General features: G+C 40.8%; 23 protein-coding genes and 1 riboswitch. Of the genes, 18 read left to right on the plus strand and 5 right to left on the minus strand.

All coding sequences use genetic code 11. The features are described from left to right. Positions 1 to 126: 126 nt before the first annotated feature. Positions 127 to 231: riboswitch (TPP riboswitch) on the minus strand. A 354-nt stretch (positions 232 to 585) separates the two neighbouring features. The 5 genes from PG840_RS10840 to PG840_RS10860 all read left to right on the plus strand — a co-directional run bounded on the left by PG840_RS10840 (position 586) and on the right by PG840_RS10860 (position 5633). Then, on the plus strand, positions 586 to 2280 hold the full coding sequence (locus PG840_RS10840; RefSeq protein WP_118218589.1) for a carbon starvation CstA family protein: 1695 nt from the start codon (positions 586 to 588) through the stop codon (positions 2278 to 2280). 160 nt (positions 2281 to 2440) lie between these two features. Beyond that, positions 2441 to 2926, plus strand: coding sequence for a MarR family winged helix-turn-helix transcriptional regulator (locus PG840_RS10845; protein WP_270613637.1), 486 nt, complete (start codon positions 2441 to 2443; stop codon positions 2924 to 2926). Continuing rightward, positions 2919 to 4253, plus strand: a complete 1335-nt coding sequence (locus PG840_RS10850; protein WP_270613638.1) for an MATE family efflux transporter — start codon at positions 2919 to 2921, stop codon at positions 4251 to 4253. The genes PG840_RS10845 and PG840_RS10850 overlap by 8 nt, the downstream gene beginning before the upstream one ends. A gap of 152 nt (positions 4254 to 4405) precedes the next feature. Continuing rightward, positions 4406 to 4543 (plus strand): hypothetical protein, encoded by a 138-nt coding sequence (locus PG840_RS10855; RefSeq protein ID WP_022219980.1) that lies wholly within the window; start codon positions 4406 to 4408, stop codon positions 4541 to 4543. Positions 4544 to 4697: 154 nt separating this feature from the next. Continuing rightward, complete coding sequence (locus PG840_RS10860) at positions 4698 to 5633, plus strand: GTP-binding protein (protein WP_118218595.1); 936 nt, start codon at positions 4698 to 4700, stop codon at positions 5631 to 5633. 100 nt (positions 5634 to 5733) lie between these two features. Here PG840_RS10860 and PG840_RS10865 read toward each other — a convergent pair whose 3' ends face one another. From PG840_RS10865 to PG840_RS10885, 5 genes are read right to left on the minus strand one after another with little or no spacing between them, the layout of a single operon-like run. Then, positions 5734 to 7272 (minus strand): serine hydrolase domain-containing protein, encoded by a 1539-nt coding sequence (locus tag PG840_RS10865; RefSeq protein ID WP_270613639.1) that lies wholly within the window; start codon positions 7270 to 7272, stop codon positions 5734 to 5736. Positions 7273 to 7296: 24 nt separating this feature from the next. Further along, a complete protein-coding gene (locus PG840_RS10870; protein ID WP_117836132.1) occupies positions 7297 to 8295 on the minus strand; it encodes a dipeptidase in 999 nt (332 codons plus the stop codon). A 13-nt stretch (positions 8296 to 8308) separates the two neighbouring features. Beyond that, entirely contained in the window at positions 8309 to 8902 is a 594-nt protein-coding gene (locus PG840_RS10875; RefSeq protein WP_117836131.1) for a helix-turn-helix domain-containing protein, read from the minus strand. A gap of 36 nt (positions 8903 to 8938) precedes the next feature. Beyond that, on the minus strand, positions 8939 to 10102 hold the full coding sequence (locus PG840_RS10880) for a MalY/PatB family protein (RefSeq protein ID WP_117836129.1): 1164 nt from the start codon (positions 10100 to 10102) through the stop codon (positions 8939 to 8941). A 23-nt stretch (positions 10103 to 10125) separates the two neighbouring features. Continuing rightward, complete coding sequence (locus PG840_RS10885) at positions 10126 to 10980, minus strand: M55 family metallopeptidase (RefSeq protein WP_022220051.1); 855 nt, start codon at positions 10978 to 10980, stop codon at positions 10126 to 10128. 222 nt (positions 10981 to 11202) lie between these two features. On the opposite strand from PG840_RS10885, the gene PG840_RS10890 reads away from it, so the two are divergent. The 13 genes from PG840_RS10890 (at position 11203) to PG840_RS10950 (ending at position 23808) form a co-directional block, all read left to right on the plus strand. Next, the gene (locus PG840_RS10890) at positions 11203 to 12933 is read left to right on the plus strand and encodes a peptide ABC transporter substrate-binding protein (RefSeq protein WP_270613640.1); all 1731 of its coding nucleotides are present in this window, start codon (positions 11203 to 11205) and stop codon (positions 12931 to 12933) included. 68 nt (positions 12934 to 13001) lie between these two features. After that, complete coding sequence (locus tag PG840_RS10895; protein WP_270613641.1) at positions 13002 to 13919, plus strand: ABC transporter permease; 918 nt, start codon at positions 13002 to 13004, stop codon at positions 13917 to 13919. A gap of 15 nt (positions 13920 to 13934) precedes the next feature. Next, a complete protein-coding gene (locus PG840_RS10900) occupies positions 13935 to 14456 on the plus strand; it encodes a hypothetical protein (RefSeq protein ID WP_270613642.1) in 522 nt (173 codons plus the stop codon). A gap of 31 nt (positions 14457 to 14487) precedes the next feature. After that, positions 14488 to 15273 (plus strand): ABC transporter permease, encoded by a 786-nt coding sequence (locus PG840_RS10905; RefSeq protein ID WP_270613643.1) that lies wholly within the window; start codon positions 14488 to 14490, stop codon positions 15271 to 15273. 13 nt (positions 15274 to 15286) lie between these two features. Next, positions 15287 to 16318 carry an ABC transporter ATP-binding protein gene (locus tag PG840_RS10910; RefSeq protein ID WP_117824451.1) on the plus strand — a complete coding sequence of 344 codons (1032 nt, stop codon included), beginning with the start codon at positions 15287 to 15289 and terminating at the stop codon, positions 16316 to 16318. Then, a complete protein-coding gene (locus tag PG840_RS10915; RefSeq protein WP_008373311.1) occupies positions 16308 to 17285 on the plus strand; it encodes an ABC transporter ATP-binding protein in 978 nt (325 codons plus the stop codon). Before PG840_RS10910 ends, PG840_RS10915 begins: the two co-directional genes overlap by 11 nt. A gap of 26 nt (positions 17286 to 17311) precedes the next feature. Beyond that, positions 17312 to 18493 carry a MalY/PatB family protein gene (locus PG840_RS10920; RefSeq protein WP_173825207.1) on the plus strand — a complete coding sequence of 394 codons (1182 nt, stop codon included), beginning with the start codon at positions 17312 to 17314 and terminating at the stop codon, positions 18491 to 18493. 15 nt (positions 18494 to 18508) lie between these two features. After that, positions 18509 to 19786, plus strand: coding sequence for an L-cysteine desulfidase family protein (locus tag PG840_RS10925; protein ID WP_270613645.1), 1278 nt, complete (start codon positions 18509 to 18511; stop codon positions 19784 to 19786). A 195-nt stretch (positions 19787 to 19981) separates the two neighbouring features. Further along, the gene (locus PG840_RS10930; protein ID WP_173690587.1) at positions 19982 to 20155 is read left to right on the plus strand and encodes a hypothetical protein; all 174 of its coding nucleotides are present in this window, start codon (positions 19982 to 19984) and stop codon (positions 20153 to 20155) included. Positions 20156 to 20198: 43 nt separating this feature from the next. Beyond that, complete coding sequence (gene cutA / locus PG840_RS10935; protein WP_118218607.1) at positions 20199 to 20528, plus strand: divalent cation tolerance protein CutA; 330 nt, start codon at positions 20199 to 20201, stop codon at positions 20526 to 20528. Positions 20529 to 20828: 300 nt separating this feature from the next. After that, a complete protein-coding gene (locus PG840_RS10940) occupies positions 20829 to 21398 on the plus strand; it encodes a glycerol-3-phosphate responsive antiterminator (protein ID WP_117557314.1) in 570 nt (189 codons plus the stop codon). A gap of 139 nt (positions 21399 to 21537) precedes the next feature. Beyond that, positions 21538 to 23034: a glycerol kinase GlpK gene (glpK, locus tag PG840_RS10945; protein ID WP_117557315.1), complete on the plus strand. Its 1497-nt coding sequence runs from the start codon at positions 21538 to 21540 to the stop codon at positions 23032 to 23034. A gap of 60 nt (positions 23035 to 23094) precedes the next feature. Beyond that, a complete protein-coding gene (locus tag PG840_RS10950; protein ID WP_022220047.1) occupies positions 23095 to 23808 on the plus strand; it encodes an MIP/aquaporin family protein in 714 nt (237 codons plus the stop codon). The last annotated feature ends 141 nt before the right edge of the window (positions 23809 to 23949 follow it).

Below are 23949 nucleotides of genomic sequence, written 5' to 3' on the forward strand. Positions count from 1 at the left end.
GACCTTTTGACCCTGGTATCATTTCATATTATTATAAGAAATCCTGTTTCTCAAATATCATCAGAGTATGCTGATGGTATTTGACGCCGTATATCAAAAAAAGAGAGATACCAATGTATCTCCCGTTATCATCAAAATATACGTTCCTACGTTGGCATTATCCAAATCAGGTATATGGGTCGAAGTTCTGAACTTCCTCTCAGCCTGTCAAACAAGCTCCCCGTTTCATTTACAAAATTCAGTATAGTTCGGTTGGGAAAAAATGTCAATATCAATATAAAAATATATTCGGTCATATTCTGGAGTCTCATATTCTGGAGTCAGAAGCAGGTGTCATGGACAAATTGTATATTACAGGAATGCTTTCGAGAAACGGTCATATGTTTTTGTAACGCGGAGTATGGAAAAATGCACAAAAAAACAGAGCATACTCTAAAAAATCATGTGAACGTGCCGAAATTGCGAGAAGTCCATTGACAAAAAGACTTTAAAGAGTTAAAACACCACTATAATAATTTAATAAAATTTTTAGTTATCTTATTAAAACTTAATTATTTTAACTGGAAGAGAAAGAGAGGGATTAGTATGAATACATTAGTTATCGTATTGATCGCAGCAGTACTTCTTAGCTGTGCATATGTATTCTATGGTCGCTGGCTCGCTAATAAGTGGGGAATCGATCCCAAAGCAGAGACTCCGGCAAAGAAATTTGAAGATGGAAAGGATTATGTTCCGACAGACGGATGGACCGTATTCAGTCATCAGTTTTCGTCAATTGCAGGTGCAGGTCCTGTTACCGGTGCAATTCAGGCGGCGGTATTTGGATGGGTTCCGGTATTCCTGTGGATCATCGTTGGAGGTATTTTCTTCGGTGCTGTTACAGACTTTGGTGCACTGTATGCCAGTGTAAAGAACGAAGGAAAGTCTATGGGACTTCTGATCGAAAAGTATATCGGTAAATTCGGACGAAAAGTATTCCTGCTTTTCTGCTGGCTGTTTACACTTCTTGTAATTGCAGCATTCGCAGATATGGTTGCAGGTACATTTAACGCTTACACAGAAGTAGACGGTGTCGTAAAACTTGCAGATGCAGCAAAGACAAACGGAGCTGCAGGAACCATTTCTCTGCTGTTTATCGTATTTGCTATGATCTTTGGTCTGGTACAGAAAAAATTCCGGTTTCACGGATGGAAAGAAACAGTTGTTGGTCTTGTATTTACAGTAGCTGCTCTTGGTCTTGGTATGTTAGTACCGATCACAGCAACAAAAGATACATGGACTTACATTACATTTGTATATATCTTCTTTACAGCAGTACTTCCGATGTGGATCTTAAAGCAGCCTCGTGATACCATGACAACTTATATGTTCATCGGTATGATCGCAGGAGCTGCACTGGGACTTCTGGTTGCACATCCAACCATGAACCTTCCGGTATTTACAGGCTTCCACAATGATACACTTGGAGATATGTTCCCAATCCTGTTCGTTACCGTGGCATGCGGTGCTGTATCAGGTTTCCACAGCCTTGTTTCATCAGGTACATCATCTAAGACTGTATCCAATGAAAAGGATATGCTGAAGGTTGGATACGGAGCAATGGTTCTGGAAAGTCTTCTTGCAATTATCGCACTTTGCGTAGCTGGTGCAGCTGCAGCAGCAGACGGAACACCGGCAGCCGGAACACCATTCCAGGTATTCTCAAGCGGTGTTGCAGGATTCTTTGAAATGTTCGGTATTCCGGTTTACATCGCACAGTGTTTCATGACCATGTGTGTATCTGCACTTGCACTTACCAGTCTGGATGCTGTTTCACGTATCGGACGTATGAGTTTCCAGGAACTTTTCAGTGTAGATGATATGGAACATGCAGAAGGATGGAGAAAACTCCTTTGCAATACATATTTCTCAACAATCGTGACTCTGTTATGTGCTTACGTTCTGACACGTATCGGATATGCAAATATCTGGCCACTGTTCGGATCAGCAAACCAGTTACTGTCAGCACTTGTACTTGTAACACTTTGTGTATTCATGAAGGTAACAGGAAGAAGCAACAAGATGCTGTTCGCACCGCTGATTATCATGCTTTGTGTAACAGGAACCGCACTGGTAGAGAGAACCATCGGACTTGTAAAAGCATATGCAGCAGGTTCCGCTACTTTCCTTGTAGAAGGACTTCAGCTGATCATCGCAGTTCTGCTGATGGCACTCGGACTTGTTATTGTGATCAATTCTCTGAAGGCTTACTTTGGAGCTAAGAAAGAGTCTGAAGCGTAGGATTTATAAAATATGACGAAAAGGGATGGCTTGTCAAAATGATGGGCTGTCTCTTTTTTTGATTGACTTTTTTTAAAATCTGCCCTAAAATACTTAGGAAACGAAGTATTTGATGCAAAAAATGATAAAGTAAAATATCATAAGTGCAAGGGAGGTTATCATGCAGACAGGAAAGAAGATCAATCAGATTTCCAACCGTCTCCGTAGACGGTCCAGGGCAATCCAGGAAACAATCGGGATCAGCGGTGCACAGGGGAATATTTTAAATTATATTTTAGTAGAATCTCAGAACAGATCTGTCTATCAGAAGGATATTGAACAGGAATTCGGACTTCGTCCTTCCACGGCAACAGAGACACTGAAATCTTTGGAGAAAAATGGACTGATAAAAAGAGAGACTGATCCAAATGATGGAAGATATAAGAAAATCGTATTTACTGAAAAAGCAGAGCAGATAGAAGCTGTGCTTAAGAGGGAGATCGAAGAGTCAGAAATGATTTTGCTGCAGGGAGTGACAGAAGAAGAACGGCAGGAATTTCTGCGGATCGCAGAGAAAATGTTGCAGAATCTGGATACTTTTCCTGTGAATACGGTAAAGAAAAACGCAGGCAGAAAAAAACAGCAGGGGGGACGGACAGATGAATGAAAATGAACTGATGGGAAGTATGAAGGTGTCAAAAGCCGTTGCGAAGATGGCAATACCAAGCGTGATCAGCAGTCTGGTCACGGTTGTCTACAATATGGCAGACACCTTTTTTGTTGGACAGACTGGGGATCCACTGCAGGTGGCAGCGGTCAGTCTGACCAATCCGATATTTATTTTACTGATGGCATTTGCAAATATGTTCGGGATGGGTGGAAGTGCCGTTGCATCCATGGCGATGGGAGAGAAAAATGAGAAACGGGTAAAGAATACGTCGGCATTTGTAACCTATGCATCACTGATCGTCGGGATTTTATTTGCATTGATCCTGATTCTCTTTATGAAACCGATCCTTTACACATTTGGTGCGAACAGTCAGACTTATGAGATGGCAAAAGGTTATACATTTCACGTTTCCTATGGTGCACCATTTATCATCTGGTCAGCAGCGGCAAGCTTTATCGTTCGTGCGGAAGGTGCAAGCAGTGAGGCGATGATCGGAAGTATGATCGGTACAGTTGTCAACATTGTTCTGGATCCGGTATTTATCAGCGGACTTGGAATGGGGGCGGCAGGGGCTGCGATTGCGACAACAATCGGCAATATTCTGGCAAGCATTTATTATCTCTGGTATTTCATGAAAAAGAGTAAAAGCTTTTCTGTCAGCCCGAAGTATTTTAAATGCGGAGAGCAGATTTTATCAAGGGTATGTTCGATCGGTTTTCCGACCGCAATTTTTTCAGCACTGATGAGTGTATCAACGATCGTGCTGAATCAGATTCTGGTCAAGTACGGAAATGCACCGGTGGCGGCGATTGGAATTGTATTCAAGGCAAATATGTTTATTACCTTCCTTCAAATGGGACTTGCCAACGGCGTGCAGCCGCTGATGGGGTACAATTTTGGGGCAGGCAATCAGAAACGTTTTATGGAAGTGGACTGTTTTACGAAAAAATGCTGTCTGGTCGTTGGAATCCTGGCGACGGCATTATTTTTCTTTTTTCGAGAACCAATTATCCACCTGTTCATTAACGATAAAGACGTTATATATTATGGCGTGAAAATGCTGGTCGCATATATGGTTTCCGGACCGTTTATCGGAATCCTTTTTGTAAATATGAACTGCATGCAGTCTACTGGAGATGCACTTCCTGCAACGATTCTGTCGGTGCTCCGACAGGGACTTCTGCTGATTCCCTTACTGTATCTGTTGAATGCAGTATTCGGATTAAACGGAGTCATTTACGGACAGGCACTTACGGATTGCGTGGCGATTGTACTGTCCATGTATATCTGGGGAAGAAAGAAGAGAAAATTAAAGAGTGAATAAGTGAGAGAAAATCAGGTGTCGGGGGTGAGACCTGATTTTTTCTTGCTTATAAATATAACGTGCAAAGTGGAAAGAATCATTGCGGACACGCATATAATAGTCAGGTACAGGAAATAATTCATCTGAATAAATGTAAGAAAGAGAGGCTGTTTATGGAAGAGCGAGATGATCTGGAACAGATGGCATTTATACAGAAGTGGAATGACGGAAAGGCAGAACGGGAGAAAAAGCGGGAGCAAATGTGGAATGGGATTCTGGAGAAGGCTGGGATAAAGAAAGAAGAAAAGTAAAAAAGAAAAATGATTTTTAGAAAAATGAAAAGAACTCAAATAGGAACTCAAAATTTAAGCTTCTGTTTGAGTTCTTTATTTGAGTTCCTTTAAGAAACAAAAAAAATATGCTATTATCTTAAAAGAAGTAAAAAATCAAAGGGGAAGATTAGCGATGGTAAAAATAGATTTAATCACCGGCTTCTTAGGTTCCGGCAAGACAACGTTTATTAAAAAATATGCAAAATATCTTCTGGATAAAGGAATGAACATTGGCATCCTTGAGAATGATTTTGGTGCGGTAAATGTAGATATGCTTCTTTTGCAGGACCTGATGGGAGATAACTGTGAGCTTGAAATGATTTCCGGTGGGTGCGACAAAGAGACGCACAGGCGGCGTTTCCGGACGAAGCTGATCGCAATGGGAATGTGCGGATATGACAGAGTAATTGTTGAACCGTCCGGGATTTATGATGTAGACGAATTTTTTGACGTTCTTCACGATGAACCACTGGATAAGTGGTATGAGATTGGCAATGTGATTGCGATCGTTGACGCAAAACTGGAGCCGGAATTGTCAGAAGAAGCAGACTATCTGCTTGCGTCCGAGGCTGCAAATGCAGGAAGCATTATCCTCAGCAGGGCAGAAGAAGCAACAAAAGAACAGATTGAAAATACAATTGAACATTTGAACAGAGCGCTTGAACAGGTTCAGTGCAAGCGAAGGCTGGATCAGGAAATCATGAGAAAAGATGGAGCAGAGCTTTCGGAAGAGGATTTTGATAAGATCTTAAAGGGCGGTTATGTTGCAGAAAATTATCGGAAGATGGATATAGATGAGAAAAAAGGTTTTGATTCGTTGTATTTTATGGAATTAAAAATTTCTGCAGATGAATTGAAGACGCAGGTTGCGAAGATGATGCAGGATCCGGAATGTGGCGGTATTTTCCGGGTGAAGGGATTCGTGAAAGATGATGCAGGAAGCTGGATGCAGCTGAATGCAACCGGTCATGAGATCAGTATGAAGCCGATCGGAGACGGGCAGGAGGTTGTGATCGTGATTGGGGAACAGTTGAAGGAAGATCGGATACGGAAGTATCTGGAGAATTAGAAAGTGTAAAAGAGCACATCAAAAGCGATGTGCTCTTTTGAGAATAATTGTGAGATTAAACGGAAAAAGTAAAATAATATTTTTCACACGCCCTGTTAATTTATTGTTTTTGATAAATGATATGTTTTACACGGCCGCCATCCATAATGATGGTATCATTTTCAGCTTTTACATACATTACAAGATTTGCATCCATTCGGAAGATAATACTTCCTGATCCTGATTGATAAAGTGTTGTTTTCCCATAACGACGCATATGGATTTCGCATGTATTTCCAACTTTCACTAATTTCATGAAGGAATCGATTTCATCGTTGTAATAGGTTCCTTCCTGGAAAAGTGCCGGATCTGCAGGCTTGGCAGGGGTCAATGTAAGTACACGGGCAGGAAGTCGATAAAGGATTTCCTTATCTGTGAAGTAGATCTTTTCGTCTAATGAACCAATGCGATAACCGCCATCCTCTTCTTTTACCAGTTCTGTGCGGCACCATTCTCTTTGCATATAGAAGGTACCGTTTTGCTCTGTAATATCAACAAACATTGGATCATCCGGAAGTGCTGTCAGGAATACACCGCTGCGAGCGGGTGCATTTTCATGTTCCGGCACGGCTGGTTCGGTACAATCCGGTAATCCGAGTACGATGCAGGCAGCTTTATCGGCAAGCTTAGACATTGCGTAAGTTGTGGTGTTACTGATCAGTACAAGCTCCAGTTCTTTTTCCGGAATGCAAATAATTTCACCACGGTATGCAGCATCGGCACCACCATGACCGAATACATCCAGACCATGAAGCTTATGGGTGATCAGTCCGCCGCAGTATTCAGCCGTTTTGCCATTGCTGAGAAGGACAGGTTTCTTCATAAGCTCGATAATTTCAGGATCGATCACATTTGGATGAATGTACTCATCTAATACTTTGCAGAGATCGGAAGCACAGGTATTTACAGAGGTTGGTCCGTAAAGTGCATAGTTCAGTGGATTGTAGTAGAATGTATCATTACCTTCGTCCTGATAAGAGTAAGTAAGATCCGGAACAATTTGTGTAAAGCTTTCACGGACAAAAGAATGTGTCATTCCGAGTGGAGTGAAAATACGTTCTTTTACAAATTGTGGGAAGCTCATTTGCGACAGCTTTTCAACGATAAGTGCCAATAAATGGAAACCGGTGTTACTGTATAAATACTGTGACTGTGGTTCAAAGTTCAGCGATTTCTGAAGAGATATCGTTGTATTGATATCATCCATGTCAATCTGATCGTTGATCTTGATACCGCGTAAAAATAAGAGTTCCCATTGGTCGCGAAGTCCGCTAACATTATTCATCATCTGGCGGATCGTAATCGGTGTTTCAATGTTGATATATTCATTTAAATATTTCCTGATGTCGTCTTCTAAATCCAGCTTTCCTTCTTTCCAGAGAAGAAGAATAGACATAACGGTAAATTCTTTGGAAATCGATGCGACATGGAAAATACTTTCTTTATGGATTTTTAATTTATTTTCAAGATTTCCATATCCAAAACATTTTTCGTAAAGAGTTTTACCGTGCTGGCGAATCAATACCTGAGCGCCAGGGCAAAGACCGCGATCCCACATACGGAAAAGCTGATCTAATTGTTCTGTCATATTTGAATTCATTACAAAAATACTCCTTCTGATAAATTATTTTTTTAGAATTTTTTCGAATGCATAAAGCCAGTTTTTGCCTGAAAGCAGAGAAATCCGTTCATCTGAATAATTATGTTCTTTCATATCCAGCAGGAAATCTGGAATGTCTGCGTGACCGCCGGACAGAATATCGAAAGGATACTCCGGCATCAGAGATAAGTCTTGTGCGGAACTATTCTTTAAGAAGAGATCGCAAAAGTCAAATCCGAAACCGACATGCTGTTCTCCCATTACCTCAATCATGTAATCTAAGTGTGCAAGCATTTGCCGGCGGTCAGGTGTGCTGCCGGCATCTGCGTTAATGATACTGCAGGCATTCAGTCCTACCACACCTCCGCGTCTGGAAATTTCTGCTAAATGCTCGTCTTTTAAATTTCTGTTGTTATGAGCAACTGCCCGTGCATTAGAATGCGATGCGATTAGTGGGCAGGAGGTAATGGATAAGACATCATCCACGCCCTCGTCACTTAAATGACTGAGATCAATGATCATGTTTAAGGATTCAGCTTCTTTTACAAGCATTTTTCCAAAGTCGGTCAGACCACCTTTTTTGGCGTTCCCGGTAAAATCACAGCCGTCAGCTGCCATATTTCTGCGGCTCCAGGTAAGTCCCAGTCCTCTTACGCCTGCGGCGTAGAAAGCATGTAACATGAGGCAGGAGCTTATCGGTTCTGCTCCTTCAAACGAGAGAAGGATACCGACTTTATTTTCCGAAGCGGCTTTTACAAAGTCATCTGCGCTCGTGCAAAGCATAAGAAGGTCCGGACTTTCGCTTATCTCACAGTGGAGAGCGGCAATCTGTTCCATAGCGATTGAAATACCTCCATAAGGCAGGTACTGGCTATCTACAAAGAGGGAGGCAACGACTCCCGTCACGTTTCCTTTTTTAAAAGCTGGATAGTATAATCTTTCAATGACCTTATGCTCGCCGTTTTTGCGGCGTACAGCGACATCACTGAGTAAGTCAAAATGTCCATCAATAATATATTTCATAATCGTGTTTTCCTTAATAAACTAATTGTGAAAAGTAAACAATTATAGTAGCTTCTTCATCTGATGTATTCATGTAGTTATGTAAACAATTTTTAGGAATATAGAAACTGTCACCCTCGTGGATTACATAAGTACTGTTATCCATACGGAGTTCCAGTTCCCCTTTCAGGAGCAGGAGACTCTCGTCATAATTACCATGTGAAATCATCTGCTCAGTCACCCAGGTGTTAGGGTTTAATCTCACAATAAGTCCGGTCATTTGTGCTTCTTTTGAGTCCGGAAGTTTAGAAGGTGTAAAAATGGAGTAGGAAACATCGATTTCCGGGATTTTCATTGGAATTCGTTTTTCTTTTCTCACTAAATAAGTTTCTTTTGAATTATTTTTCTCTTCAGATGACTCAACAGAGAGTTCAGAGTCACCCATGATTAACCATACTTCTGAACAATCTAAGCAGGCTGCAATTTTTCTAAGTGCCACGAGTGAAGGAGATTTTAAATCTCTTTCAATTTGTGATATATGACCTATTGTGTATCCGGTAGCTTCAGCTACCTCTTTGAGCGTGAGCCCTCTTTTTTTTCGCATTTCGCGAATTCGGCTTCCATACATGATCCCGCTCCTCCTTTCGCAATTCAAGTATAAAAACTAGCGGTTTTTGATTGCTTTTTCAATGCGGGCAAGAGCTTCCTGAAGTTGAGCGCGTGGACAGCCAATATTTAATCGCATATAAGTGCTGCACTGAGCACCGAAACGATATCCAGGATTCATTTTTACCTTTGCTTTTTCTAAGAAAAATTGATTTAATTCGTCATTTTCCAGATTAAGCTTTGAACAATCAAGCCACAGAAGATATGTTCCTTCAGGTGACCAAACGCTGATTTCCGGAATATTTTCTCTGATATATTCCACGGTGAAATCTCTGTTAGCTTCGAGATATTGAAGCATTTCTGTAAGCCATTCCTCGCCTTTTGTATATGCGGCAGTCAGCGCTGTCATACCGAAAACGTTATCCCCCAGATCAAACGCATTATAGGTTGCGTCATACGCATTGTATAATTTCTTGTTCGGAATAACAACATAAGATTGACAAAGACCGGCAACATTAAAGGTTTTACTCGGTGCAAAAGCTGTGATTGTATGTTCCATAGCATATTCTGATACGGATGCCATCGGGGTATGGTGTTTTCCGCCATATACGAAATCGGCATGGATCTCATCTGAAATAATATACAGCTCATGGCGTTCGGCGATTTTAGCAACTTCCAAAAGTTCTTCTTTTGTCCATACACGACCAGCCGGATTATGAGGATTACACATCATGATCGCTTTGCAGCGGTTGTCGATCTGTGCTTCCAGACGCTCGAAGTTAATGGAATAACGTCCGTTTTCATCACAATCTAACTGGTGATTAATGATAACACGTCCATTTTCTTCAATCGAAGAGTAGAATGGATGATAAACAGGTGTCATGATCACAATACGATCCCCAGGTGTTGTCAGAGATAAAAGACTCATAACAAGAGCAGGAACAACGCCGGGACTGAAACCTAACCATTCGCTCTGAATATCCCAGTGATAACGTCTTCCTACCCAGGATACGATGGCATCTTTTAATTCTTTGCTGTGATGAGTATATCCATAAACAGGATGATCTAAACGTTTCTGCATTGCTTCGCGAATTTCCGGAGCTGCTGCAAAATCCATGTCTGCTACCCACATCGGAATGACATCTTCCGGAATATTGTATTCCCATTTATTACAAGATGTGCCGCGTCTGTCGATGATTTCATCAAAATTATATTTTCCCATTTTCTTTTTCTCCTTCGAAATTTTTAGTTAGCTGTTCCTGCAAGACCGGTAATTGCAGAGATGCCACATTCTAATTCATGCATGTTATCGCATGTGATTTCTACTTCTGTACCGCTTAAGCGTTTCATGCGAGGAATTTGTGCAACAGTGTCGGCCATTGCTGTTGATTTGAATTCAAATCCCAGTTTGATCGGAGTTGTAACTTCATATAAAGGAATTTTGCTCAAATCGGAATCAAGAACTTCTTTTACTGCAGAAATCGTATTTTCCCTGAGAACTTTTTGTGGTGGGAATTTTGCTGCATAGCGTGACAGAGCTTCTTTAGTTGTTACGAATTTTACCCATGGCATCATTTCTTTGTCTATAAGCTGTTTGCGAAGACCGGAATCACCGATGATAAGCCCTACCGGAACCTTATAAGAAGCAGCAAGTGCTGCGTTCGTTGTGCTTTCGTTCATATAGGTCCCGTTGATCTTAAGGCTGGAAACAACTCTTCCGTAGAAGCTGTGATCCATATTGGCGAAATCTTCTCCCGGACCGGCATGATATCCGGCCAGAAATACAACATCGTAGGTTTCATCCAGGCAAGACATCATGTACTGTCTTCTTGGAGAACCGCTTACTAAGCTGATACGTTCATCCATCTGGCAAAGTTCATCATAGGAAAGGTTCGTTCCGCTTCCGTGAGAGTCAGAAATGGTGATTTCCCCAATCTCCTCATTTCTGGAAGAAGCATGAATTCCTTCGATGATCCAGCGTACCTGATTGTGTAAAGCGCGGCGGAAGGAAGGAACCTCATCGCGTTCCTGGGATGGAGAAGTGATACCAGCCATTCCTTCCATGTCTACAGAAATGTAGATTTTTAGTGCTTTCTTCATAAGAAAATCCTCCTTTATGTAATTTATTTGTTTTCTTATAGAAAAACAAAACATACAGTTGTTAAAATATTATAAAACAATAAAAGAATTGTGTCAATATCTTGACATAATATACAAAAAGAATTATACTGTCAGTAATAATTATACTGTGAGTAAAAAACACAGAAAAAATCTTTTTCGTAAAACGAAACTCAAAAAAAGGATGTAAAGGAGGAGAAATGTATGAAAAAGAAAAATTTAGCGTTGTTTTTAGCACTAACGATGGTTGCCGCTAGTTTTGTGGGATGCGGTGACAAAAAAGCTTCTGACAATGGATCGGCAAAACAGGAAGCAGAAACGGAAACTGAAGGATTAGAAGAGGGAAGATACCTTATGTGGAGATTGGATTCTGAACCAAAGCAGTGGGATCCAACGAACAATTCAGCATCCGTATCGGACGCAATTTGCAAGCAGTTGTTTGAAGGCCTCACCGTATCAACATCTGATGGCTTTAAACCGGGTATCGCAGAAAAATGGGATGTTTCAGAGGATGGAAAAACATACACATTCCATTTGAGAAAAGATGCGAAATGGTCAGACGGAAGCCCGGTAACAGCGAAAGACTTCGAATACTCCTGGAGAAGAATTTGTGATCCGAATTTTGCATCTGAAGCACTTCAGGCCATCACAGATTATGTTGTAGGTGGTACCGAATATTTTGAGGGAACAGGTGAGTATGATGATATCAAAGCAACAGCGATTGATGATTATACATTTGAAGTTGTTTTGAAGAATGCAACACCGTTCTTCCCACAGTTAGTTGCCAATGACGTATACCTTCCTATTAAAAAAGAAGCAGTGGAAGCAGCAGGTGAAGGATGGGAGAAGAAACCGGAATCAGCAATCAGTAACGGAGCATTCTGCTTAGAAGAATATCAGGTTGGATCTCATTTATTACTGAAAAAGAATCCTTACTACTATGCAGCAGACGAAGTAAAACTTCCTGGTATCAAAGCAGTATTTATTACAGATGATAATACCGCATATCAGGCATATCAGGCAGGTGAGATCGATGTTATGGATCACCTTCCGGCAGAACAGATTCCACAGATTGTTGCTGAAGATCCATATGTAATTGTCAGTGCCGATACAGGAGCACAGTTCCTGAATTTCAACGTAGATAAAGCACCATTTGATAATGTTCATGTAAGAAAAGCAGTTGCCAAGGCAATCGACAGAAAGCAGATCACAGAACAGGTATTAAAGGATGGTTCTATCCCGGCAAGTAACTTTATTGCTCCGACATGCCAGAAGACAGACGGTACACATTTCCGTGAACTTGAAGCAGATGGATATCCGGCAGAAGAATATGGAATCGATCCGCGTCAGGCTAAGGTAGAAGATGCGCAGGCAGAACTTGCAGAAGCAGGTTATCCAAACGGAGAGGGATTCCCGGAGGTAGAAATCACATATGCGAATACGGAAAAGAACAAGAGACTTTGTGAAGCAATTCAGCAGATGTTGGAAACAAATTTAAATATCAAAGTAAAACTTCGCGCAGAAGAATCAAGTGTATTCAGCTCTACAAAGAGTAAAGGTGATTACGAGATGGCTCCTGGTGGATGGACAAATAACCCATACGATGCAAGTGGACTTATTAAACTTTTCTATTCTCAGAATGGTAATAATACATGCCAGTGGAGATGGAGAGAATACAAAGGTGCTCCGCACGATACAACATTAAATCCTGGTAACAAAGCATTTGATGAAGCAGTTGATAAAGCAATGGCTTCATTAGGCGAAGAAAGAGATGCAGCCTGGGAAGAGGCAAATAAAGTGCTTATGGATGAGATGCCGATCACAGCACTTTATTACCCATCTTTCGTAGCTCTTGTAAATGAAGATCAAGTAGAAAATGTTGAACTTACATTGGGCAATTCATTTATGTTCAGCCATGCTGAAATCGTTGAGTAGTTGTTGACTTTAGGAAGACCGAGAAGTACCTTGCTTTTCGGTCTCCCTATTCTTAGAGGAGAAGTAATATGCTGAGATATATAGCGAAAAGAGTACTTTCTGCGATTATTACGATCTGGTTCATTATGACGATGACATTTATATTAATGAATGCAATTCCAGGTGACCCATTTGCCAGCGAAAAAATGAACGACCCGGTAATTATTGCAAATATGAAAGCAAAATATGGTTTAGACAAACCGATCATTGAGCAGTATGGAACATATATGCGGAACTATATGCATGGGGATTTTGGTATTTCTTTTATGAAAAAAGGAATCACAACCAATGATATTATTTCAGCAGGATTTCCATATTCTTTAGCAATCGGTATTTGGGCTTCGTTAGTTATTTTAGGTTTCGGAATATTTTTTGGTATTATTGCCGCATTGAGGCAAAATAAATTTGTAGATCGAGTCTTGATGGTGCTATCAACCCTAGGGGCGACAATCCCAAGCTTTGTATTTGCAACAGGATTCTTATATCTGTTCAGCAAGATTTTAGGATGGGTACCATCGTTTGGTGTGAATAGCTGGAAGGGATATATTGGACCGGTTATAGTCAGTGCATTATTCTCACTGGCATATGTTGTACGACTGACAAGAACTTCTACGTTGGATGTTCTGAATCAGGATTATATTCGTACAGCAAGGGCAAAGGGACTTCCTGAATGGAAGGTACTTGGAAAACATGCATTAAGAAATGCATTGCTTCCGGTTGTAACTTATATCGGACCGATGTTTGCTGCATTGATTACAGGATCTTTCGTAGTAGAAAAGGTATTTGGTATTCCTGGAATCGGAAACTTATTTACAAACAGTATCCTTAACCGAGACTATACATTGATTATGGGTATTACTGTATTTTTCTCAGTTATTCTTGTAATCTGCATTTTAGTAGTCGATATTCTGTATGTATTAATTGACCCACGTATTAAATATCAGTAAAACAGGTGAGAAAATATGAGCGAAAAAAATAATGTTATCTCTCCGGAATTATGGGCACCGTTGGAACAGGAAGAAAAAAATGCTGAGAAAATGGAAAGGCCTAGTCTTACTTTTTTACAAGACGGATGGAGAAGATTAAAATCCAATAAAATAGCGATCCTTTCTTTGATCGTAATTGCTTTGATTACAATCGGAGCTATTTTTATCCCAATGTTTTGGAAATATGATTATAAGACACAGAATCTGGAATTAGCGAATATTCCGGATGTAATGAAAGTATATCCGCTTGACAACGGAAAAAATATTTATGTAACACCACAGTATACAGTTGTTGTGGTTGACAAAAAAGGAAATCTTGAAGGACTTGCAGAAGTAAAGAATAAAGATGTCAATGGAAAGAAAAATTTCTTTACGGTCGGAAACAGTGAAATCTGTGTTGATTATAGTGGTTATTCAGATGCAAGTAAAGAGTATAAAAAATTAGAAAAAGAAAGCAGCAAAAAAAGATTTAGATACAGTAGCGATCAAAGGAATTAAATATCTTGAAAACTATTATGCAGGAAGCGATGTGACAGAGGTTACAATTGAAGAAGCCAAAAGTATTTTGGAAAACAAGATAGAAAGAACAGTGATCACTTGTGATGGTGAGAAGCTCACAAAGCAGGAGAAGATAAAAAATAAAACCTATCTGCTTGGAACAGATGGTCTTGGGAGAGATTTGTTTATCCGTATTGTATATGGTGCACGTATTTCTCTTTTGGTTGGTCTGTTTGCGGCATTTATCAACTTTGTGGTTGGTGTATTCTACGGTGCGATTGCAGGTTACTGCGGTGGAACAGTTGATAATATCATGATGCGTATTATTGATGTTTTGGACTCCATTCCGATGACGTTGTATGTTATTTTGATCATGGTTGTAGTAGGACCTGGTATTTCTTCGATCATTATCGCATTAGGTTTGACATTCTGGGTTAAAATGGCCCGTATCGTCAGAGGACAGGTTCTGACGCTGAAACAGCAGGAATTTGTCAAAGCAGCGATTGTAACAGGAGCAGATACAAAGAGAATTATTGTGAAACACTTAATCCCGAATATGATGGGACCTATCATGGTAAATATGGCAATGCAGATTCCAAGTGCAATTTTCAACGAGGCATTCCTGAGCTTCGTAGGTCTTGGTATTTCTGCACCGATGGCTTCCTGGGGTACTTTGTGTAATGACGCTTTAGCAGGAATTTATGTATATCCATATCAGATGGTATATCCGGCGATTGCCATTTCAGTTACAATTCTTACATTTAACTTATTGAGTGATGGTTTAAGAGATGCATTCGATCCAAAACAGCGTAAGTAAGGAGGAAAAGCAAATGAGTGAAAAATTATTAGATGTAAAAAATTTACATACCTCTTTCTTTACGCATTTAGGAGAGGTGCAGGCAATCCGTGATGTCAGTTTTGGATTAGATAAAGGCGAGATCATTGGTATTGTAGGTGAATCGGGCAGTGGGAAGAGCGTTACATCACTTTCTATTATGGGACTGCTTGCATATCCGGGAAGAGTAAAGAAAGGGGAGATTCTCTTTAACGGAGAGGATCTTTTGAAAAAGAAAAAAAGTGAGATGCGTAAGATTCAGGGGGATCACATTGCCATGATCTTCCAGGATCCGATGACATCTTTGAATCCATTATTTAAGATTGGTGATCAGATTACAGAAGCCATTCTGACACACCATAAAATTAAAAAAGAAGATGCAAAAAAACGTGCACTTGAAATGTTGAAACTGGTAGGTATTCCTTCACCGGAAAAAAGATTTCATTCCTACCCACATGAGTTTTCAGGCGGTATGAGACAGAGAGCAATGATCGCGATGGCGCTTTCCTGTGAGCCGGAGCTTCTGATCGCAGACGAGCCGACAACCGCGCTGGATGTTACCATTCAGGCCCAGGTACTGGCTCTTATGAAAGAATTAAATGAAAGACTTGGAACAGCTACTATTTTGATCACACATAACTTAGGATGTGCATCAAGTATCTGTGACAGAATCATCGTTATGTATGGCGGAAAAATTATGGAAGAAGGAACAACAGAAGAAATCTTCTATGAACCGCACCATCCATATACCATGGGACTTTTGAACTCTGTACCAAAAGTAACCGGAGAAGCATCAAAAGAAAGACTGGTTCCGATTCTTGGAACACCGCCGGATATGCTTCATCCACCGACAGGCTGCCCGTTTTATCCGCGATGCAAATATGCAATGAAGGTATGCGCATCCATGCCGGTGCCGGAACAGTATATCAGTGATACACATCGTGTAAGCTGTTTTATGTGCCATCCGCAGGCACCTCGGAACGAAGAGTACGAAAGTCAGAAAGGAGGAATCCGACATGCCAAATAATACACTTCTGGAAGTAAAAGACCTGAAAATGTATTTTGAGAATAAAAAAGGATTTTTAGGTAAAAAAATCGAGTATGTAAAAGCAGTGGACGGAGTTTCCTTCAAAATTCAAAAGGGAGAAACAATCGGACTTGTAGGAGAGTCCGGATGTGGAAAATCTACAACCGGATATTCCATCATGCGTCTCTATAAACCGACAGCAGGAGAAATCATATTTGATGGGAAAGATATTGCACAGTTGAGCGCAGCCGAAGTATGGCCATATAGAAAAAGAATGCAGATGATCTTTCAGGATCCATATGCATCTCTGAATCCTCGTATGACGGTTTCAGATATTATCGGTGAGCCACTGGATATTTATCATCTTTATGAAGGTAAGGAAAGACAGGAACGCATCTATGAATTGTTGAATACAGTTGGTCTTGGAAAAGACCATGCCAGCCGTTATCCTCATGAATTTTCAGGTGGACAAAGGCAGCGTGTCGGGATTGCAAGAGCACTTGCGGTAAATCCGGATTTTGTAGTCTGCGATGAGCCTATTTCGGCACTTGATGTCAGTATTCAGGCACAGGTAGTAAATATGCTTGAAGATCTGCAGGCAAGTCTTGGACTTACTTATTTGTTTATTGCACATGATCTTTCTATGGTCAGACATATTTCCCAAAAAGTAGGTGTTATGTATCTTGGATCTCTGGTAGAATTTGCGGAGACAGAAGAATTGTACGAACAGACACTGCACCCATATACAAAAGCATTGATGTCAGCGGTTCCTGAACTTGATCCTGCGATCAGTAAAACTAAGAAACCGGTTATGCTGCAAGGGGATGTCCCAAGTCCGATTGATACACCGGTTGGATGTAAATTTGCATCCAGATGCCCATATGCTACCAAACGCTGTCATGAAGAAAGACCAATCTTCAGAAATGTTGGAAATGAACATTATGTAGCCTGTCATCTGGTAGAATAATGCATAATTAAAGAGGAAATGAAAATATGAAATACAATTTTGATGAGCCTGTTGACAGAAGCAAAAACCGTTCTGCAAAATATGATGAAAGGGTAAAGAATTTTGGGACAGATGATGTGATTCCGCTTTGGATTGCAGATATGGATTTCAAGACAGCGCAGCCTATTATTGATGCATGTAAAAAGAAAGCGGAAGAAGGAATCTGGGGTTATACATCCCGCCCAGATAGTTATTTTAAAGCGTATGCCGACTGGCAGTTAAGAAGAAACGGATGGGCACTTGATACAAACTTATGTAGCTGGTGTTTAGGTGTGGTTCCGGCTCTTGCAGCGATCATTAAGCTATTTACAAAGAAAGAAGAAAAGGTTTTAATTCAGCCACCGGTTTATCCGGAATTTTTCGAAATCACAGAAAATACAGGGAGAGAACTTGTACAAAATAACTTTCTTGAGCATGACGGAGTGTGGGAAGTAGATTTTGAAGATTTTGAAAAGCAGGTAAAAGATCCCGCAGTGAAACTCTTCATTTTATGTAATCCACATAATCCGCTTGGACGCGTATGGTCCCAAGATGAGCTGTCTAAAATGCTGACACTTTGCTTTGAAAATGATGTTCAGGTAGTTTCGGATGAAATTCATTCGGATCTCATATTTCATGGAAAAAAACATATTCCGGCAGCAATTGTTGTCCCAGAAGCAGCTGATAAGGTGATCACATGTATTTCCGTGACAAAAACATTTAACCTGGCAGGACTTCAGGCATCAACCACGGTATTCCCAAATCTGGAAATGAAGAAAAAGTTCGACGGATATTGGGGTGGAATGGATATACATAGAAACAATGCGTTTAGTTCTGTTGCAATGGAAGCAGCATTGAATGAGGGCGAAGAGTGGTTGGAACAACTCCTTGCGTATATTTCTGGAAATCTTGATTATATATGTGATTATTTTGAAAAAAAGATTCCTCTGATCAAAGCAAATATGCCGGATGCAACCTATCTTGTGTGGCTGGACTGCAGAGCACTGCATATGGATAATGAAGAATTAAAGGATTTTATGATTCATAAGGCAGGGCTTGGATTAAATGACGGTTCGTCTTTTACAAGGACAATGAACGGGTTTATGCGGTTGAATGCAGCTTGTCCGAGATCTGTTCTAGAGAAAGCATTGAAGCAATTAGAGGATGCGGTTAATAGTCTGAATAATTGATTGGAGGAAAAAGAAATGCATGAATTAACACAATTAATTAAAGAGGATATGCGTCCGGCTCTTGGGGTAACAGAGCCGGGAGCGATCGCGTATGCGGTTTCAAAGGCAAAATCTTATGTTCCGGGAGAACTGGAACAGGTTACGCTTTTACTAAATAGTGGAATGTATAAAAATGCATATACATGTGGTATTCCGAACAGTCATTTTTACGGAAATGAATACGCAGCAGCTTTAGGGGCGGTAGCAGGAAAACCGGAAAAAGAGCTGGAGAGCCTTGCTAATGTAACAGAAGCCGACAATGTGGCAGCAGAGCAATTGGTAAAAGACGGAAAAATCGTTGTGAAAATGAGCGAGATCACGAGCCGTATTTTTATCGAAGCCCGCGTAAAGACAACAGGCGGAGAGGCTATGGTTCGGATCCGCGATGCTCATACGAATATTGTTCGCATTGAGGCAAATGGAGAGGTGGTTCTGGAGAAGAAAGAAGCTTCCGAAGAATGTGCTCATGAAGAGAAACCACTGATCCATAATTATACACTAAAACAGATTTACGAATATGCAAAAGAAGTTCCGGCAGAGGAAATTGAATTTATCAAGGCTGCCTATGATATGAACTATGCCTTGTTCGAAGAAGGGATTCAGAATCCAAGAACGACATATGCACGTTATCTGCTTGAGAAAAATGGTGGAAAGATTATTTCTGATAATGAGTTAAATACAGCATCCTTACTTTGCAATGCAGCAATCGAGGCACGTGTGATCGGACTCGACAGACCGGCCATGAGCATTACCGGTTCCGGGGCACATGGAATTATTGCAACCATGCCTCTTTACGGTGTTTGCAAGATCCGTGGATTAAGCGATGAAACCTTATATCGTGCCACCGCATTAAGCTATCTTATCTGCATGTATATCAAAGAATATTCCGGTAAGCTTTCTGCTTTCTGTGGCTGCGGCATTGCTGCCGGTACAGGAATGGCCTGTGCGTTGGTTCTCCTTCATGGAGGTGATGAGCATGCCATGGCGAGAACGATCAACAACATGTCCAGCAGTATTACGGGTATGATCTGTCACGGCGGAAATAAGGGCTGTACGATGAAAGGTGTTGTGGCAGTGAACGCTGCATTCCAATCGGCAGACTTTGCGATGCATGATATTTTTATTGATGATATTCATGGAATCAATGGTTTTACACCGGAAGATACGATGCGGCATATGGGAGAAATCGCTTCGCCAGGCATGATTGGAACTGAGAAGACAATCGTGGATATTCTGCAGGAAAAAGGAGAATAGAAGATAGAAAAAGAAAAAGTCTTTGAATTGATTTAAAACATCAGTTCGAAGGCTTTTTTGTGTAAAAAAGAAAACAGATACATATTTCACTGTACAAAACATTGTTTAGTAAAATTGTAAATTGTATAACATGTCGGAAAAAAGTTTCGTTTTCAAAGAGTATTGCAATGAAATGCACAAAATGATAAGCTTGGAATGTACAAAACGAGTTTACTAAAGACTTTAGATAAAGCAGGTATGAAAAATCGACTTGTTAGTTTGATTTTGCAAAAGAATAATCAGGAAAAAGAAAGATACATAGAGGTTGCTGAAAGAATAGCACGTGAGAAGGATTATGGTCTTGTTATTGGATATGAAAAAGAATGGTAGTATATTATAGAATTGTATAGTAATAGAAAGGAGCAATCAAACCATGGATTTCAAATACTGCAAACTGGAAATTTTCATTCCGGAAACGCACTTGCCTGCATTACAAAGAGCTCTGCAGGAAGTAGATGCAGGACATATCGGTAACTACGATTCCTGTATGTCATCGAGCGAGGTAACCGGGTATTGGCGTCCGCTTGAAGGATGTAATCCGTATATAGGAAACACAGGTGAGATCAGTAAAGAGCCTGAAGTGAAAGTGGAGGTAACAGTGTTTACCGAAGCGGTTGACAAGACAATTGAAGCAGTCAAAAAGGTCCATCCTTATGAAGAACCGGTGATCAATGCGATTCCGATTTTGCGGACTTCATTCTAAGTTTTTGTTTTAACAATATTGTCAATAAGGTAACGAAAAAGTTGCATAAAGAAAAACAGTTTAAATTAAATAACAGTCCTGTTTATGACATGAAAATTGTAGAAATCATACAAAAAGTATATTTTTTTAAAAAATAATTGAAAAAATTTATGCAATATGATATAGTGAAGCCAGTTGAGGAAGTAATTGAATTGAAGAGAGATGCCGTGACAGGAGAGCGAATGTAAGAGAGACAGCCGGAAGGCTGTTGGTAGGCAACGCTCTTTTTTTGTACTCTAAAAGCGGCAAAAGGGTGATATGATGAGCAGATTTTTTTATGAAGCAGTAGAAGAGAATCCGATCATTGCAGCAGTAAAGAACATGGATGATTTAAAAATCTGCTGTTCTTTGGAAGATATCCGGGTTGTGTTTATTTTATTTGGAGATGTCTGTTCGATTCGTGAGATCGTCCAACAGATAAAAGATTCCGGGAAGGTTGCGATGGTTCATGTAGATCTGATAAGCGGTCTTAGCAGTAAGGAAATTGTCGTAGATTTTATCCGGAAAAATACAGAAGCAGATGGAATAATTTCCACAAAAGCTGCATTGATTAAAAGGGGGAAGGAACTTAAGATGTTCACAGTCCTAAGATATTTCCTTCTGGATTCGATGGCATATGAGAATATCAGGCAGCAACAGCACGCCGTGAAGCCTGATTATATCGAAGTACTTCCGGGGGTGATGCCGAAGGTGATCGGAAAAGTCTGTAAAATGTCAAAGACGCCGATCATTGCAGGCGGTCTGATCTCGGACAAAGAATCTGTGATGGCGGCACTTTCAGCTGGAGCGATCGCAGTTTCATCTACGAATCACGAAGTCTGGAAAATGTAAAACAAAAGTAACAGGAGTAATGTATTTAAACAAAGTACAGGTATTTGAGGATGAGTAAGTAGCGAAGCGGCATAGAATATCCGCTTTACTATAAAACATGCAAAGCAACGATTTTTATTTTAAAGGAGGAAAAAAGAGTATGGCTAAGTATGTAATGGCACTGGATGCGGGAACAACAAGTAACAGATGTATCCTGTTCAATGAAAAAGGAGAAATGTGCAGCGTTGCACAGAGGGAATTCACACAGTATTTCCCGAAACCGGGCTGGGTTGAACATGATGCAGATGAGATCTGGGCAAGTATGCTTGGTGTAGCCGTTGAAGCAATGAACATGATTGGGGCAGAAGCAGAGGACATTGCAGCAATCGGTATTACGAACCAGAGAGAGACAACCATCGTCTGGGACAAAGAGACAGGAGAGCCGATCCATCATGCAATCGTATGGCAGTGCCGCAGAACTTCTGAGTATTGTGACAGTCTGAAGGAAAAAGGACTTACCGATAAATTCAGAGAAAAAACAGGACTTGTTATCGACGCGTATTTCTCAGGAACAAAGGTAAAATGGCTTCTTGACAATGTGCCGGGAGCAAGAGAGAGAGCAGAAAAGGGAGAATTATTATTCGGTACAGTTGAGACATGGCTGATCTGGAAACTGACAAAAGGTGCAGTTCATGTAACGGATTATTCAAACGCTTCCCGTACGATGCTGTTCAATATCAATACGCTTGAATGGGATGATGAGATCCTTGCAGAGCTGAACATTCCGAAATGCATGCTTCCAGAACCAAAACCGTCAAGCTGTGTATATGGAGAAGCAGATCCTTCTTACCTCGGTGGACCGATTCCAATCGCAGGAGCAGCAGGAGACCAGCAGTCCGCACTGTTTGGACAGACATGCTTCAATGCAGGCGAAGCAAAGAATACATATGGAACCGGATGTTTCATGCTGATGAATACCGGTGAGAAACCGATCTTCTCAAAGAACGGACTGGTAACAACCATCGCATGGGGACTGGATGGAAAAGTAAATTACGCACTGGAAGGTTCAATTTTCGTGGCAGGAGCTGCAATCCAGTGGCTGAGAGATGAACTTCGTATTATTGATTCCGCACCGGATTCAGAATACATGGCTAAGAAAGTAAAAGATACAAACGGATGCTATGTAGTACCTGCATTTACCGGACTTGGAGCACCGCACTGGGATCAGTATGCAAGAGGAACGATCGTAGGAATTACACGTGGTGTTAATAAATATCACATTATCCGCGCAACTCTGGAATCCCTTGCTTATCAGGTAAATGATGTTCTGGAAGCAATGAAGGCTGACTCCGGAATTGAACTTGCAGCACTTAAGGTTGATGGTGGAGCAAGTGCAAATGATTTCCTGATGCAGACACAGTCTGACATCATCAATGCACCGGTTAACCGTCCACAGTGTGTAGAGACAACCGCAATGGGAGCTGCTTATCTTGCAGGTCTTGCAGTTGGATACTGGGCAAGTAAAGAGGATGTTATTAAGAATTGGGCAATTGATAAGACATTCGAGCCAAAGATTTCAGATGAAGAAAGAGAAAAACGGATCAAAGGCTGGAATAAGGCTGTCAAATATGCTTACGGATGGGCGAAAGAAAATTAGATTTTGACAGTAAAAAGGAAATGAAAACAGGACATTGAATAGGGAAAAGGGGGACTTATTATGTTACCTTATATAGCAGAGTTTCTTGGAACAATGATACTTATTATTCTTGGAGATGGAGTAGTAGCAAATGTGAACCTTAACAAATCCGGTATGAAAGGTGCCGGTGCGGTTCAGATTACATTTGCCTGGGGTCTTGCAGTTCTGCTTCCGGCATTTATTTTCGGAGAGGCTTCAGGAGCTTCCTTTAATCCGGCACTTACGATCGCACTTGCAGTGGACGGAAGTTTTGCATGGTCGATGGTTCCTGGATATATCATCGCTCAGATTGCAGGAGCATTCGTAGGAGGATGCATCGTTTATTTACTTTTCAAAGGACAGTTTGACGCAACAGAAGATCCGGGAACAAAGCTTGGTGTATTCTGTACAGGACCTTCGATTGCAAACACAGGACTGAATATTTTCAGTGAGGCAGTTGGAACATTTATCCTTGTATTTGCGATCAAAGGAATTGGAAACGTGACAGGACTTTCCACAGGCGTTGACAAATTATTTGTATTCGGAATTATCGTATCAGTAGGTATGTCACTTGGCGGACTGACCGGTTATGCGATCAACCCGGCAAGAGATCTTGGACCAAGACTTGCACACGCAGTACTTCCAATTAAAGGAAAAGGTGATTCAAACTTCGGATACGGTCTGGTTGTACCGATCATCGGACCAATCATCGGAGCAATCGCAGCAGTATTACTGTATGGGGCAATTCCGTGGTAAAAGTTCAGAATTGAAAATGGTAATGGCATGAGATGAGAGAGCCTGACAGGATAACCGCATAGGGAAATGCGTTTACTTGGCAGGCTCTTTTTCATAAGCAGGAAGTTCAGGAAGAAAAAACAGTTATTAAGGAGTGATCTG

Source organism: Coprococcus sp. AM97-35, from assembly GCF_027697525.1.
GTDB lineage: Bacteria > Bacillota > Clostridia > Lachnospirales > Lachnospiraceae > Allocoprococcus > Allocoprococcus comes.